Annotated in this window: 17 protein-coding genes and 1 tRNA gene; 9 read left to right on the top strand and 9 right to left on the bottom strand. The window is 69.7% G+C overall.

All coding sequences use genetic code 11. The features are described 5' to 3' along the window. Window positions 1–33: 33 nt before the first annotated feature. Window positions 34–1,497 carry an alpha/beta hydrolase gene (locus AC1RRF_RS13525; protein WP_492835365.1) on the bottom strand — a complete coding sequence of 488 codons (1,464 nt, stop codon included), beginning with the start codon at window positions 1,495–1,497 and terminating at the stop codon, window positions 34–36. A 195-nt stretch (window positions 1,498–1,692) separates the two neighbouring features. Between AC1RRF_RS13525 and rplU the strand changes: the two genes are divergently transcribed. The 3 genes from rplU (at window position 1,693) to AC1RRF_RS13510 (ending at window position 3,276) form a co-directional block, all read left to right on the top strand. Next, window positions 1,693–2,196 carry a 50S ribosomal protein L21 gene (gene rplU, locus AC1RRF_RS13520; protein WP_492835363.1) on the top strand — a complete coding sequence of 168 codons (504 nt, stop codon included), beginning with the start codon at window positions 1,693–1,695 and terminating at the stop codon, window positions 2,194–2,196. 92 nt (window positions 2,197–2,288) lie between these two features. Next, on the top strand, window positions 2,289–2,576 hold the full coding sequence (gene rpmA / locus AC1RRF_RS13515) for a 50S ribosomal protein L27 (RefSeq protein WP_291836072.1): 288 nt from the start codon (window positions 2,289–2,291) through the stop codon (window positions 2,574–2,576). 166 nt (window positions 2,577–2,742) lie between these two features. Next, window positions 2,743–3,276, top strand: a complete 534-nt coding sequence (locus AC1RRF_RS13510) for a GNAT family N-acetyltransferase (RefSeq protein ID WP_492835361.1) — start codon at window positions 2,743–2,745, stop codon at window positions 3,274–3,276. Window positions 3,277–3,486: 210 nt separating this feature from the next. Here AC1RRF_RS13510 and AC1RRF_RS13505 read toward each other — a convergent pair whose 3' ends face one another. The 3 genes from AC1RRF_RS13505 to AC1RRF_RS13495 form a co-directional block, all read right to left on the bottom strand. Further along, the gene (locus tag AC1RRF_RS13505) at window positions 3,487–3,684 is read right to left on the bottom strand and encodes a hypothetical protein (protein ID WP_492835359.1); all 198 of its coding nucleotides are present in this window, start codon (window positions 3,682–3,684) and stop codon (window positions 3,487–3,489) included. 123 nt (window positions 3,685–3,807) lie between these two features. Further along, window positions 3,808–4,458: a BA14K family protein gene (locus AC1RRF_RS13500; protein WP_492835357.1), complete on the bottom strand. Its 651-nt coding sequence runs from the start codon at window positions 4,456–4,458 to the stop codon at window positions 3,808–3,810. A 57-nt stretch (window positions 4,459–4,515) separates the two neighbouring features. Continuing rightward, window positions 4,516–5,031, bottom strand: a complete 516-nt coding sequence (locus AC1RRF_RS13495; protein WP_492835355.1) for a hypothetical protein — start codon at window positions 5,029–5,031, stop codon at window positions 4,516–4,518. Between the two features lie 137 nt (window positions 5,032–5,168). On the opposite strand from AC1RRF_RS13495, the gene AC1RRF_RS13490 reads away from it, so the two are divergent. Beyond that, on the top strand, window positions 5,169–6,371 hold the full coding sequence (locus tag AC1RRF_RS13490) for a threonine ammonia-lyase (RefSeq protein WP_492835353.1): 1,203 nt from the start codon (window positions 5,169–5,171) through the stop codon (window positions 6,369–6,371). Next, the gene (gene bamJ / locus AC1RRF_RS13485; protein ID WP_492835351.1) at window positions 6,352–6,885 is read left to right on the top strand and encodes a BamJ family beta-barrel-assembly machinery protein; all 534 of its coding nucleotides are present in this window, start codon (window positions 6,352–6,354) and stop codon (window positions 6,883–6,885) included. Before AC1RRF_RS13490 ends, bamJ begins: the two co-directional genes overlap by 20 nt. 6 nt (window positions 6,886–6,891) lie before the next feature. Here bamJ and AC1RRF_RS13480 read toward each other — a convergent pair whose 3' ends face one another. The 4 genes from AC1RRF_RS13480 to AC1RRF_RS13465 form a co-directional block, all read right to left on the bottom strand. Then, the gene (locus AC1RRF_RS13480) at window positions 6,892–7,137 is read right to left on the bottom strand and encodes a hypothetical protein (protein WP_492835349.1); all 246 of its coding nucleotides are present in this window, start codon (window positions 7,135–7,137) and stop codon (window positions 6,892–6,894) included. Between the two features lie 190 nt (window positions 7,138–7,327). Next, window positions 7,328–8,383, bottom strand: a complete 1,056-nt coding sequence (gene queG, locus AC1RRF_RS13475) for a tRNA epoxyqueuosine(34) reductase QueG (RefSeq protein WP_492835347.1) — start codon at window positions 8,381–8,383, stop codon at window positions 7,328–7,330. A gap of 24 nt (window positions 8,384–8,407) precedes the next feature. After that, the gene (gene fzlA / locus AC1RRF_RS13470) at window positions 8,408–9,091 is read right to left on the bottom strand and encodes an FtsZ-binding protein FzlA (RefSeq protein ID WP_492835345.1); all 684 of its coding nucleotides are present in this window, start codon (window positions 9,089–9,091) and stop codon (window positions 8,408–8,410) included. Window positions 9,092–9,147: 56 nt separating this feature from the next. Further along, entirely contained in the window at window positions 9,148–10,068 is a 921-nt protein-coding gene (locus AC1RRF_RS13465) for a cation diffusion facilitator family transporter (RefSeq protein WP_492835343.1), read from the bottom strand. Between the two features lie 135 nt (window positions 10,069–10,203). Here AC1RRF_RS13465 and AC1RRF_RS13460 point away from each other — a divergent pair, with 135 nt between their 5' ends. Beyond that, complete coding sequence (locus AC1RRF_RS13460) at window positions 10,204–11,361, top strand: citrate/2-methylcitrate synthase (RefSeq protein ID WP_492835341.1); 1,158 nt, start codon at window positions 10,204–10,206, stop codon at window positions 11,359–11,361. A gap of 27 nt (window positions 11,362–11,388) precedes the next feature. Next, window positions 11,389–12,198, top strand: coding sequence for an undecaprenyl-diphosphate phosphatase (locus AC1RRF_RS13455; protein WP_492835339.1), 810 nt, complete (start codon window positions 11,389–11,391; stop codon window positions 12,196–12,198). A gap of 11 nt (window positions 12,199–12,209) precedes the next feature. On the opposite strand, the gene AC1RRF_RS13450 is transcribed toward AC1RRF_RS13455, so the two are convergent. Continuing rightward, complete coding sequence (locus AC1RRF_RS13450; protein ID WP_492835337.1) at window positions 12,210–13,181, bottom strand: complex I NDUFA9 subunit family protein; 972 nt, start codon at window positions 13,179–13,181, stop codon at window positions 12,210–12,212. Between the two features lie 175 nt (window positions 13,182–13,356). Here AC1RRF_RS13450 and AC1RRF_RS13445 point away from each other — a divergent pair. Then, window positions 13,357–13,443 (top strand) — tRNA-Leu (locus tag AC1RRF_RS13445). Between the two features lie 297 nt (window positions 13,444–13,740). Continuing rightward, a complete protein-coding gene (locus AC1RRF_RS13440; protein ID WP_492835335.1) occupies window positions 13,741–14,355 on the top strand; it encodes a ribonuclease D in 615 nt (204 codons plus the stop codon). Window positions 14,356–14,362: the final 7 nt, after the last annotated feature.

Genomic DNA, 14,362 nt, shown 5'->3' with positions numbered 1-14,362 from the left:
TGTTACTTTATAACAGTCGAGCGGTTTCTGTGGTCAGGCCGCGGGGGTGTCCTCGATGAACTGCAGCGGCGTGTCGGCGGCCGGGAGGCAGCTCCGGTCCACCGGCCTTGTCGGGTCGCGCAGAAAGTCTCGCGCCATCGCGATGGTGCAGGGACTGGAGTTGATGACCCCGTGGGTGGCGTTGGTGACGATGACCACCTGGCTGTTCGCATAGGTCCGCGCCGCCGCCTCGGTCAGGGGCGGCGGACAGCCGGGGTCGATCTCGGCCGCGACAAACAGGGTCGGAATATCGGTGACGACGGGCGCATTCTCGATCGGGTCGGCGCCGGTGATGTGGACCGCCTCGCAGATATCGAACAGGCGGGCCAGCGACGGAACCAGCACCTCCGCCACCGGATCCCCCGCCGCGCCGGACACCAGCCGGGCCTTGGACTCGAACGGCAGTTCCTCCTTGCAGAGATGGGCCATGTGCTGGCCCTCGAAGTAGTAGGTCCGGTCCTCCGCGATCTCCGCGACTGGCGACAGGTCGCCGGCGATGATCTTTTCGAGATCGGACGGCAGGCGGCGAACCCCCATCCGGTCGTAGGTGGTGTCCATGAGGAAGGCCGACAGGTCGTCGACATTGAACGTCCGTCCGTCCTTGCCGGTCTGCGGCCCCGCCAGCCATAGCCGCGCATTGGCCTCGAACCGCGCCTGCAGACCGGGGTGCCGCGCAGCGCAGTCCGGCTGGGCCGCGCATTTGGACAGGATCAGGCGAACAGCCGCGGAAACCTGCTCCGGCGTCCCCACCGCCCAATTCCCCTCCGGCGGCCAGGGCGAGTCCATCACCGCCGCCCGCACGATCTGCGGCTGATGGGTGATCACCGCCGCCTCGATGCGCGGCCCGTACGACCCTCCGCGCAAGTCGATCTTCGTCAGGTTTAGCGCCTTGGCCATGTCGGCCACGTCATCGGCGATGACGCGGGCATTGTACTGGTTCAGGTCGACGCCCTGCGCCGCATAGGCTTGCAGGCAGGCGATCAGCCGGTCGCGGTCCGCATCCGAAGGAGGGCCGGCGTCGGTCAGCTGCGCGCCCGGGCAGTCCATCGACGGCGTGTCTGCTCCGCCGCCGCGCTGGTCGAAGAAGATCACGTCCTGATCGACCGCGAGCAGATCGGGCCTCCGCTCCAGCGCCCTCAGCGTGCCGCCCACCCCCGGTGTCAGCGCTCCGCCCGGGCCGCCGTGAAACATGACGACCGGCGGCAGAACCCGGCCCGAGGCGTCCGTAAAGGGCTCGCGCGCCTTCAGGATCACCACGGCGATGTCGATGCGCCGGCTGCTGGAGCCGTCCCGGGCCTCATCGACCGTCAGCGTCCCGCACACGGTCTCGCGTACGCCGGTCGGCCAGTCCGCCGGACAGGCCTTGGCGGTGAACACCGGATCGCCCGCCGCCGCGGGCGTGGCCAGACCGGCTGTGACAAGGCAGAAGACCAGAACGGCGAACAGGCGGGACGGCATGGCGGGGCTCCGTTTCGGGACGGCACTTGGCGCTCGCCCCGTCGCCATGGCAAGAGGCCTGAAGCCCTGCCGCTTCCGGGTTTTTTCGCCGTCCGCGTTGACTCGGCGGACCCCTTCCGTATATGTCGCCGCTCTTCGCCCGCCGGGGGTCCCCGCCGGGCGCTATTCTTTTTGCGTTTACGCTGAGGCTTCAACATGTACGCGGTGATCAAGACCGGCGGCAAGCAGTACCGGGTCCAACCGGGCGACGTGATCGTGGTCGAGAAGCTCGACGGCGACGCTGGCGCTGCCGTCAACTTCGGTGAAGTCCTGATGCTGGGCGGCGACAAGGGCGTCACCCTCGGCGCCCCGCTGATCGAAGGCGCTTCGGTCGCCGCGACGCTGGTCGAAACCCGCAAGGGTGAGAAGATCAAGATCTTCAAGAAGATCCGTCGTCAGGGCTACCGCCGCACCAACGGCCACCGCCAGATGGAATCGGTCCTGCGCATCACCGGCATCGAAGGCGCCGGCGAAAAGGCCAAGTGGGACGGCGAAACCTCGCTGATGACCAAGCTCGAGATGAACGCTCGCGCCCGTGGTCTGGCCCCGCGCGTCGAAGCCGCCGCCGAGGAAGCCGCTCCGGCTCCGAAGGCCGCCAAGGCTCCGGCGAAGAAGGCCCCGGCCAAGAAGGCGGCCGCCGCCTCGACCGACGAAGCGTAAAACCAACCCCGCGTCCCTTGCGGTCGCGACTGTGATAGAATGACGATGTCGGGCGCCTGAGGGCGCCGGACGCGAAGCTGAAGAGAGTTACGATGGCTCACAAGAAATCAGGCGGTTCGTCGCGTAACGGTCGCGACTCCGAGTCGAAGCGCCTCGGCGTGAAGAAGTTCGGCGGCGAGCGCGTGCTGGCCGGCAACATCCTCGTGCGCCAACGCGGCACCACCTTCCACCCGGGCGAGAACGTCGGCCTGGGCCGCGATCACACGCTCTTCGCGACCGTGCACGGCGCCGTGAAATTCACGAAGAAAGCCAACGGCCGTTGTTACGTGTCCATTCTTCCGGCGAACGACACCGCCGAACAGGCCATGGCCGCCGAGTAACGCGATACGGAACATCACCCGGATCGCGAAGGCTCAAGAGCCGCGATCCGGACCAGGGAAATTTTCCGCGGGGAGTCTGGATCACCAGGCTCCCCGTTTTCGTTTCCCCGCCTTGAACACCGCCCAAGCCCTCCAAGGAGGCGGTGAGTTCCGAACGAGGCGTGTCATGTGCGTGATCGAACCCTCTCCCGTCGTCGAGACGCGGCGCCTGGCCCTGCGTAGCCCGCAGGCCCAGGACATCAGCCGTCTGGCGGCCTTGGCCAATGACGCCGACATCGCGCGGATGACGCTGCGCATGCCGCACCCCTTCTCGACCAAGGACGCCGAGGCCTTCGTCCTGGCCGTCGCGGGCCAGGATCCGGCCCGCGCCCGCACCTTCCTGATCGACCACGAGGACCATGGGCCGGTCGGGGTGATCGGCCTGTTCGAGGACGGCGATATCGGGCCTGAGGTCGGCTACTGGATCGGCCGGCCCTACTGGGGCCGCGGCTACGCCACCGAGGCGCTGGAGGCGGGCGTGGTCTGGGCCAGCCGCAACTGGCGCCGCCGCGCCCTGGTCGCGGGCCATTTCGACGACAATCCCGCCTCGGGCCGCGTGCTGGAGAAGGCGGGCTTCCTGTACACGGGCGAGGTCCGCAAGGGCTTCAGCCGCGCCCGCGGCGGCGAGGCGCGGACCCGTCGCATGGTGTGGCTGGCTTGACGTCTAAGAGGGGGCGCTAACGCTCGCGACGCGGTCGCGCGCTGCTTGAGCGCGTTTTCCCTCCCCCTTGTGGGGAGGGATGTCGGCGCGCAGCGCCGACAGGGTGGGGTACGTATCGGAGCGCTCGGCTCCCCACCCGTCCCGCTTCGCGGTCCACCCTCCCCATGAGGGGAGGGAGAACGTCTGCGCGAAGCCTTCAACCGCTTGGCGTCAGCCGAAGAGCGTCGGCCCGAAGATCGCGGCCAGGGCCACCGCGCCGCCTGTAACCGCCACGACGGCGCCCGCGATGAAGGCGACCAGGGTGCGGGCGCTACGCTGACGGCGCAGGCCGCTCGTTTTGACCGCGCGCAGGATGACGAACGGCTTGGGGCCGAAGACCTCGGACCCGGAAATATTGTGCTGGGACATGACGCTCCCCCTCGACTGCGCCCGGATGGGCGGGGCGAGGGAGCGGGCCGCAGAGGGCGAAACAATGGCGAACGCCGATCACCCACACGTCTGTGATCGGACGAACATTGTCAGGCGTTTAGCTTAGCCGCACCAGACCAGGCGGCCGCTGTAGGCCCGGTAATAGCCGCTGGCGGGGTCGTAGGAGCGGTAGGTCGCCCGGCACCAGTCGATGCGGCGTCCGTCCCTGGACCCGCCCGCGTGGCTGTCGCGATAACCGCCGCCGGGGAAGACGACGTCGGGCCGCCCATAGGCGCCCTCATAGGCCGTGCCCCCCTGAGTGTGACCGCCGTAGCCGTAGCCGCCGTAATACGATGAGCCGTAGCCGCGGCGCGGATAGCCGTAACCGCCGTAGCCATAGCGGCTGGAGCTGTATCCATAGCCGCCGTCGTACCGATAGCCGGCCAGCTGGCGATAGTCGCTGCGGGCCTGCGCGCTGACGCGGCGGCGCTGGTCGCGCCAGCGGTCGCCGCAGTCGTCGCGGCTGGCGTCCCAGAACCGGTCGCAGCGGTAGTCGCCCGGCCGGTCCAGCTGGCTGCGCCAGTCGAAGTTCGACGGCACGGCGTTCGAGCGGTAGCGCGGCGTGTAATAGCGGCTCCCGCCGTCGGGATCGTAGCCGCCGTTGTAGCCGCTGTTCCCGTACTCATGGCCGTAGCCGCCGTTCCACGACTGGGCGGCGGCGGGGGATGCGGCGAGGGCCAGGCCGGCCGCGGCGATCAGGAGGGAGGCTCGCATGGTTAATTCTCCGAAGCGGCCCGATACGCGGCCTCGAAACACGGGCACTGAAGGCACTCAGGGCAGGGTGACGGCGATCCGTCCGTTACGCGTCTCGACGTGACGCATCAGCACCACGCGGTCTCCCCCGGCGCTGACCGGGGCGATGATGAACCAGCCGCCCGCGGGCAGGCCGACGAAGTCGAAGGTCCCGTTCCGGCAGGTCTCCGAGCGGACGAAGGAGCGGTAGTCGGCGTTGGGATCGGGCACGGTCCGGGCGCGCACCACGGCCTCGGGCAGGGCGGCGCGGTCGGTCGAGCCGTACAGGGTCCGGAACCGGGCGCGGGTGTAGGGGGTGTCCGGCGTCAGGGCGACCGAGCCGGTGCAGCTGAAGACCTGGCCGTCGCGGCGATAATCGACCCGGCCCTCGATGGCCGCGCGGCCCGAGGCGCTGGACCAGGCGAAATCATCGGCGCGGAACGCGGCCGGTCCGGCCGGCGCGACCGGCCCCATGGGCACGGTCTCGCAGCCCGCCAGCACGGCGGCGGCGGCGGTCAGGGCGGCGAGGGGCAGAAGGGACCGGGCGGTGGACATGAGCTCTCTCCGGGCTGGCGCGGGTCGAACGCCCGATCAGACGCTCAACGCCGCCATAAGGTCAAGGTTGCGACCTCTTGGACCGTGGTTCACAAGCGCGCAACAAACCGGCGCGAGACCGGCTATAGGGGACGCTCATGACAGTGACGTTTGACGACATTCTGGCGGCACGGGACCGGATCGCCGGTCAGGTGGACCGCACGCCCGTACGCTATTCCCGCCGCCTGTCGCAGCTGACCGGCGCCGAGGTGTGGATCAAGTTCGACAACCTGCATTTCACCGGCAGCTTCAAGGAGCGCGGGGCGCTGAACCGCCTGCTGCAGCTGACGCCGGAAGAGCGCAAGCGCGGCGTCGTCGCCGCCAGCGCGGGCAATCACGCGCAGGCGCTGGCCTATCACGGCGGCCGCCTGGGCGTGCCGGTGACCATCGTCATGCCCGAGGGCACCCCCTTCGTGAAGGCGGACGGCACGCGGGCCCATGGCGCGACCGTCGTTATCAAGGGACTGGATTTCTCGGGCTCCACCGAAGAGGCCCATCGCCTGCGCGACGAGGAAGGCTTCGTCTTCATCTCGGCCTTCGACGATGAGGGAATCGTCGCCGGCCAGGGCGTCTGCGGGCTGGAGTTCATGGAGGACGCGCCGGACCTCGACGTCCTGATCATCCCGATCGGCGGCGGCGGGCTGATCGCCGGTTCGGCCATCGCGGCCAAGGCGATGAAGCCGTCGATTCGCATTTTCGGCGTCGAGGCGGCGATGTACCCCTCGTTCAGCGCCAAGCGGGCGGGTCTCCCGCCCAAATGCGGCGGCCAGACCATCGCCGAAGGCATCGCCATCAAGGCCGTCGGCGACATTCCCTTCGCCCTGGCCGAGCCGCTGATCGAAGAGGTCCTGGTCTGCCAGGAGGCCGATTTCGAACGCGGAGTCTCCTATCTGGCCACCATGGAGCGGACCGTGGCCGAAGGCGCCGGCGCCGGCGGACTGGCGGCCATGCTGGCCTATCCGGACAAGTTCAAGGGACTGAAGGTCGGCATCGAACTGACCGGCGGCAACATCGACGCCCGCATGCTGGCCGTGGTGCTGAACCGCGAGCTGGTGCGCGAGAAGCGGCTGATCGTCTATCGCATCCTGGGCGACGATCGCCCGGGCATGCTGTCCAAGATGAGCGCCGTGATCGGCGGCCTTGGCGGAAACATCATCGACGTCGTGCACAACCGGCTGGCGCTGGACGTGCCCGCCAAGGGCGCGGAGTTCGACATCATGGTCGAAACCCGCGGCGAGGCGCACGCGGAAGAAATCAGACAAGGACTTGAAGGTGCGGGTTATGAACTCCGGATGGGCTAGGGGCGTCGCCGTCCTGGCCATGGTCGCGGCCCTGGCCGCCTGCAATCGCGCGCCGGACACGTCAGGCGCCGACGCCGAGGCCAATCTGAAGGCCGGGCAGGCCTTCATGGAACGCAACGCCAAGGCGGACGGGGTGCAGACCCTGCCCGGCGGCATCCAGTACAAGGTCCTCCAGTCCGGCCCCGCGGGCGGCGAGAGCCCCGACAGCAACGACCTGGTGCGCGTCGAGTACGAGGGCACCCTGACCGACGGCACGGTCTTCGACAGCAGCTATGAGCGCGGCCAGCCGGCGGTCTTCACCCTGGGCACGGTCGTGGCCGGCTGGACCGAGGCGCTGCAGCACATGAAGGTCGGCGACGAGTGGATCGTCTACCTGCCGGCCGACAAGGCCTACGGCGAGCGTGAGGCGGGCAAGATCCCGGCCAACAGCGTGCTGGTCTTCCGCCTCAAGCTGCTGGCCATCGCCCGCGCCGAGGGCGGCGAGCGCGTGATCGGCGTCACCGCGAACGCCTGATCCGGGTCAGAAGCAGCCGGAGCCGCCTTCGTCGGAGGTGATCGTCTCGATCACGCCGGCGCTGGCGGTCCAGCGAACGCGGACGCTGCGGTCGCAAGGCCAGGTTCCGAGGTAACGCACCCCGCTGCCGCGCACGTCGCCGTCCTCGTCCGTATAGCGGCGCACACTCTTTTTCTGGGTCGCCAGCCAGTCGAGCAGAGGCGCTTCGCGACTGCCGGGCGGGAACAGCCCCTGCACCCGCTGGCGCAGCATGACATTGGTCGGACGGTCGGCCGGGTTGGTCGAGTTCGCCTTGGTACAGCGCCGTGTCGGGCCAGCCGGAAGCGCAGCCGCCCAGCAGGGTGAACGCCGCCAGCGCGATCAGAACTCTCATCGAAACGCCTCGTCGAAGGTCAGGTCGTGGGGACGATGGCCTGAATGCCCTCCCGGCGGCAATCCGCCATTAGAGCCGGCCCGCCTCCGGTTCCGCCCTCAGCCGGCCCAGCGCCCACTCGGCTGCGTCCCGGACCACCGGATCGGGATCGGCCGCCAGCGTCTCCGCCGTCGGGATCAGCCCGGCGTCGGCGCTGTTGCCGATGGCGTACAGCACATTGCGCACGAAGCGGTTGCGCCCGATCCGCTTGACCGGGCTCTTGGAGAACAGCGCCCGGAAGGCGGCGTCGTCCAACGCCGCCAGATCCGCCAGCCGGGGCGAGACCAGGGCGTCGCGGGCCTGCACGCGACCCTCCTTCGCGGCGGCGGCGAACTTGTTCCACGGGCAGGAGGCCAGGCAGTCGTCGCAGCCGTAGATGCGGCTGCCGGTCGCCGCGCGGAACTCCTCCGGCCACGGCCCCGCGAACTCGATCGTCAGATAGGACAGGCAGCGCCGCGCATCCAGCTGGAACGGGGCCGGGAAGGCGTTGGTGGGACAGGCGTCCAGACAGGCGGTGCAGGTGCCGCAATGCTCGCCTTCCGGCGGGTCGGGCTCGAACGCCGTGGCGCTCAGGATCACGCCCAGGAACAGCCAGTTGCCGTGGCTGCGCGACAGCAGGTTGGTGTGCTTGCCCTGCCAGCCCAGTCCGGCGCGCTGGGCCAGCGGCTTTTCCATCAGGGGGGCCGTATCGACGAAGACCTTCACCTCCTCGCCGGTCCGCGCGGCGATCTGGCCGGCCAGGGTCTTCAGCCGGCCCTTGATGACCTCATGATAGTCGTCGCCCCGCGCATAGACCGAGATATAGCCCGCCGAACGGTCTTCCAGCTCCGGCAGGGGATCGTGCTCCGGTCCGTAGTTGAGGCCCAGGACGATCGCGCTGCGCGCTCCGTCCCACATGGCGGTCGGATGGGCGCGGCGCTCCAGCGTCGTCTCCATCCAGCCCATGTCGCCGTGACGGCCCGACTCGACGAAATGCGCCAGCCGCTCGCCCGCGCTCCATGGCTCGGACGCCGAGGCGAACCGGCAGACGTCGAAGCCCAGGGCGGCGGCGCGCTCGCGAATGAATTTACGGGGATCGGCCGCCATCCGGGCGGTTTGCCGCTCCGGCGCTCAGAAGTCGAGGTCGGCGTAGTGCGGGGCCGCGGCCACCCCGGGGAAGCGGTCCGTCAGCAGGGGACGGAAACAGGGGCGGGATTTCAGCTTCATGTACCAGGTCTTGACCGCCGGATAGTTCGCCCAGGCGACCTCGCCGAAGTAGTCCAGGATCGACAGGTGGGCGGCGGCGACGATGTCGGCCTGGCTCAGACGGCGTCCGGCCAGCCAGTCGCGCTCGGCCAGCAGGCCTTCCAGCATGGTCAGATGGCCGCGCAGCGCCTCGCGGCCGGCGCGCAGCTGGCGCGCCTCGGGCGGGCCGAGCCGCAACAGGGGCTTCTCCATCCGCTCGTGCAGCAGGACGGCGTCGACCTCGTCGGTGAAGCGGCGGTCGAACCAGCCGACCAGGCGCCGGGTCTCGGCGCGCTCGAACGGATCGGCGGGCACCAGGAAGGGCTCGCGGTCGCGATCCTCCAGCCAGCCCAGGATGGCGGCCTGTTCGCACAGGGTCAGGACCCGGTTGTTGGCGGTGGTCTGCAGCACGGGCGTCATGCCGGACGGGTTCAGCGAGCCGACCGGGCAGTCCGGCTCCCACGGGCGGACGGCGTTCTCCTCGAACGCCACCTTGGCTTCGCCCAGCGCCAGTCGCGCGGCGCGCGAGACGGGGTCGAAGGCGAAGTGGAACAGGATGGAGACCGACATCCCGCACTCCATGCGCCCAAGCCCGTTAAGCGGGCGTTAGTCATCGCCCTACGCAGTCAGGACCAGGGGCCTTTTTGCGCGGTGTCGGCCGACGCCGGTCCGCGGGGGTCGGGATGGATCAGGATGTCGGCGTGCGGCCACAGGGCCAGCAGGCGGCCCTCGGCCTGTTCCAGGATGTCGTGGGCCTCGGCCAGGGTCAGGGTCGGCGCCATGTCGACGTGCATCTGGATCGTGGTCACCGGTCCCGCCTGACGGGTGCGCAGCCGGTGGACGCCGGCGATGCGCGGGTCGGACAGGATGGCGCTGGTGATGGCCACGCGGTCGGCGTCCGAGGTCGCCCGGTCCAGCAGTTGGTCGGCGGCGTCCTTGAGCACGCCGGTGGCGCCCCAGAACAGCCAGACCGCGACCACCAGGCCCGCCGCCGCATCCAGTCCGGGCGCTGACAGGAAGGCGCCGGAGACGACGCCGATCAGGACCACGACATTGGCCGCCAGGTCGGAGGCGTAGTGGGCGCGGTCGGCGGCCACGGCGATCGAACCGCTGGCCTTGATGGCCCGGCTCTGGCGCCAGATCAGCCAGCCGGTCAGCGCCATGGAAATCACGATAACGCCGACGCTCCAGCTGCCCGAGGTCACCGGGCGCGGATCGAACAGGCGCTGGATGGCCTCCCAGCCGATGAAGACGCTGGAGGCGAACACCAGTCCGGCCTGCACCAGCGCGGCCATGGCCTCGCCCTTGCCGTGGCCGAAGCGGTGTTCCTCGTCCGGCGGGGCGGCGGCCCAGCGCACGGCGAAGAAGGTGGCCAGCGACGCGATCAGGTCCAGCGACGAATCCGCCAGCGAAGCGAGGATCGAGACCGATCCCGAGGCCCCCAGGGCGAAGGCCTTCAGCGCGATCAGCACCACCGCGACGCCGACCGACAGGCGCGTGACGCTGCGGGTCGCGGCGTGGGCGTCGTCGAGGGAGGAGGCGGTCATAAGGCCTTGTCGCGGAAACCTGAGACCCTGCCAAGGCGCCGTGCGCGTACCGACGTTAGCGTGTTCGTCACGAAAGGGTCCCATGGTCGCGTCCCATTAAGGTTTCCGGGTGCTGAACAGCCGGGGGAGACAGGCATGGAAACGTCCGGCGACCGCTGGATCGGGCGAGGCGAGGCGCTGGACCGTCTGCGGGTCAAGGCCCAGACGCTCTACGCCTATGTTAGCCGTGGCCGCATCGCCGCCCGGCCCGACCCGAACGATCCCCGCCGCAGCCTGTACGCCGTCCGCGACATCGCGCGCTTGACCGGCGATACGGTCGAGGACGGCGACGAAGCGCCGCGGACGGCTGAGCGAGGCCCCGCCGCGCGCGGCCAAGCCGATCTGGAATCCTCGATCAGCGTCGTCGCCTCGGGCCGCCTGTTCTACCGGGGGCTGGACGCGGTCCAGCTGTCCGCCACGGCGACGCTGGAGGATGTGGCCCGCGGCCTGTGGGGCGCGCGGACCGCCAATCCCTTCGCCGAGCTTCGGCCGCGCGTGGGCGTGACGCCCGGCGGCTCGACCCGCGCGCGTCTGTTCACCGCCCTGTCGCGCCGCGCCGAGGAGGACGCCGACGCCAAGCCGCGCGACCCCCAGGCCCTGCGCATCGAATGCGCCCGCGTGCTGGACGAGGCGGTCGACGCCGTCGCCGGTCCGGGGCCTCGCCTGTTCCTGCACCAGCGGCTGGCCCGGTTCTGGAAGGCGCCCGAGCGCGACGCCCAACTGATCCGCCGGGCGCTGGTCCTGTCGGCGGACGTCGGGATGGACGCCGCCGTCGTGGCGACCCGCGCCGCCGCCGGGGGCGGGGCCTCGCCCGCCGCCGCCGCCCTGGCCGGGCTGGCCGTGCTGGCCGCCTCGCGCACTGTGAACGAGACGGCTTCCGCTTCGGCCTGGATCATCGCCGCCCGCCGCTCTCCCGCCGAGGCCGCCCGCGATGCGGCCGGGGCCGGGTTCGGCGACCCGGACTGGGCCGCGGGCGATCCGCGGGCCGCAAGCCTGCTGGCCGCCGCCGAACTGCCGACCGACCTGGCCCGCGTCCTGCGCGACGGAGAGGCGGCCGCGGGACAGCCGCCGGGATTCGCACTGGCCCTCGCCGTCGCGGTCCGCCGCATGGAGCTGCCCCGCGACGCGGCGCAGGACATTCTGCTGACCGGCCGTCTCGCGGGTTTGCTGGCCCATGCGATCGATCAGATGCTGGACGGCTCGCCTATCCGGGCGCGCCTGCGCTATGTGGGGCCCGAACCGGGCGCGAACTGACCCGACCTCATCTCTGAAAGGGCGCGCATGGCGGACTGGCTGGCGGCGATCATCCTCGGCCTGGTGGAAGGCCTGACCGAATTCATTCCGGTCTCGTCCACCGGCCACCTGCTGCTGACCAAGGAGGCCCTCGGCCTGCCGCCGGAGCCGTGGGACACCTTCATCGTCATGATCCAGCTGGGCGCGATCCTGGCGGTGGTGGCGCTCTACTTCCAGCGCCTGTGGAAGGTGCTGATCGGCCTGCCGGGCAAGGATCCGGCGGCGCGGATGTTCGCTCTGTCGGTGCTGCTGGCCTTCATCCCGTCGGCGATCGTGGGCCTGCTGTTCCACGATTTCATCAAGCGGGTGCTGTTCAACCCGACCATCGTCTGCGTGACCCTGATCCTGGGCGGCTTCGCCCTGATCGCGCTGGAGCGCTGGGCCCCTCCGGCCCGCACCGATGACGCCATGAAGTTCAGCTGGAAGACCGCGCTGGGCGTCGGCCTGTTCCAGTGCCTGTCGATCATCCCCGGCGTGTCGCGCTCGGGCGCGACCATCGTCGGCGGCCTGCTGCTGGGCGTCGACAAGAAGGCGGCGGCGGAATTCTCGTTCTTCCTGGCCATCCCGACCATGGTCGCGGCCTTCGGCCTCGACTTCTGGGAGAGCCGCGACCTGATCAACGGCAATGTCGCCGGCCTGATCGCCATCGGCTTCGTGGTGTCGTTCTTCAGCGGCCTGTTCGTCGTCAAGACGCTGGTCGACTTCGTCGGCAAGCACGGCTTCGCGCCCTTCGCCTGGTGGCGAATCGCGATCGGGATCCTGGGTCTGGTCGGCCTGACCTTGACCGGCGGGCTCTAGGCCCGAGGGAGTTAGGCCGCCGCCGCTTCCGCGAACTGGCCGCCGCGGCGGTAGCGCCACAGATAGCTGGCGGCCACGGCCTCCACGCCCGTGGGCTCGATGCCCAGCGCGGCCAGACCCTGCGCGTCGGCGGCGACGACGTTGTCGCTCTCCAGCAGCACTACCTGGTCCTTGGTCAGCGCCGGCTTGAAGCCGAGGATGGCCGGGATCTGTGCGAAGGTCCCGATCAGCCTGGCGATGGCGAAGGGCAGGGGCAGGAAGCCCGGCGTGCGGTAGGTCTCGCGCGCCACCAGCTTCAGCACGTCCTCGAAGGTCATCACCGCCGGGCCGCCCAGTTCATAGGTCTGGCCGTCGGCCTCTGTGCGGCTCGCCGCGCGGGCCACGGCCTCGGCCACGTCGCCGACATAGACCGGCTGGAATTTCGTCTGCCCGCCGCCGATCAGCGGCAGGACGGGGGCGATCTGGGCCATGCCCGCGAACTTGTTCAGGAAGTCGTCGCCGGGGCCGAACACGACCGACGGACGCAGGATCACCGCATCCGGCTTCACCTCGCGCACCGCCATCTCGGCCTCGGCCTTGGTGCGGGCGTAGTCCGACGCGCTCTCCGGATTGGCGCCCAGGGCCGAGACCTGGACCAGACGGTCCACGCCGGCGGCGGCGCAGGCTTCCGCGATCGTGCGCGACGCGCCGACGTGCAGGGCCTCGAAGGTGCGCGCGCCGGATTCGTACAGGATGCCGACCAGATTGATCACGGCGTCCGCGCCGCGGACCGCTTCGGCGACCTGGGCGGCTTCCGTGGCGTCGCAGCGGATGGCCTGGATCTGGCCGACCGACCCGGAGGTCTGCAGCTTGTAGGCCCGGTCGGGGCGGCGGCAGGCGATGCGGATACGCCAGCCACGACGGGCCAGGGCGTGCACAACCTGGCTGCCGACGAATCCCGAACCGCCGAAGACGGTGACCAGGCCGGGGGCGACTTCGCTCATGTCAGACTCCAAAGGCGAACGGCGCTTGGGCGAACCCTTGCTGGGGCGGGGATTAGACGATGGCCGCGAGCCTCGCAACGCAAACGCAAAAAATGGCTGTTGACCCACATGATCCGCTGCCTTAGAGGTCCGCGCCTTCCAGACGAAAACGCCCCCTCGGGGACGCGACGTCCGGGCCCAGATGGCGGAATTGGTAGACGCGCTGGCTTCAGGTGCCAGTGACTGAAAGGTCGTGGAGGTTCGAGTCCTCTTCTGGGCACCAATTATTGAAACGGCGTCGCACTTCCGGTGCGGCGCCGTTTCTCTTTTGGGCGTAGGCGCGACGCGCTCCGGCGCTTCTCCGGCGGCTCCAGTGCGGCGAAGTGATTAGTGGTCAGTGATTAGTGGCTGGCCGCTTCACTGACCGCGCCGCTCGCGCACCGCCGCCTGCGGCATCGAACCACTAATCACTAACCACTATATCACTGGCTGGGCTCCGTCGGCCGAGATTGGCCGTCTGCCCGCCCCATCAGGCGACATTGGTCTCGCCTCCCGCCCGCCGAGGCGCTAGTTGAAGCGAATGACGGTATTTCTGCACGAAGGCGATCTTCCCGACGGTCTGGACCTGGGTCCGGTGGTGGCTGTCGATTCGGAGACCATGGGCCTGCGGTTCCGCCGCGATCCGCTGTGCGTGGTCCAGTTGTCGTCCGGCGACGGCGACGCCCATGTCGTGCGCCTGAACCGGCCCGCCTACGACTGCCCGAACCTGAAGCGCATCATGGCCGATCCGAACGTGCTCAAGCTGTTCCACTTCGGCCGCTTCGACATCGGCATGTTCCAGCTGCATCTCGGCGTCGAGACCCGTCCGGTCTACTGCACCAAGATCGCCTCCAAGCTGGCCCGCACCTACACCGACCGGCATGGTCTGAAGGATGTCGTGCGTGAGTGCGCGGGTGTCGAACTCAGCAAGGCCCAGCAGTCCAGCGACTGGGGGGCGGCCGTCCTGACCCAGGCCCAGCTCGACTACGCGGCCTCCGACGTCCTCTACCTGCACGCCGTCAAGGCCAAGCTGGACGAGATGCTGGAGCGCGAGGGCCGCACCGAACTGGCCCGCCGCTGCTTCGACTTCCTGCCGACCCGTTCGGCCCTCGACCTCGCGGGCTGGGACGAGCAGGACATCTTCGCCCATGCGTGAGGTCGTC

It is taken from the genome of Brevundimonas sp. GW821-FHT12C05 (assembly GCF_058807475.1).
Note: the sequence above shows the minus strand (reverse complement) of the source record. Positions and strands in the feature narration are given on the sequence as shown.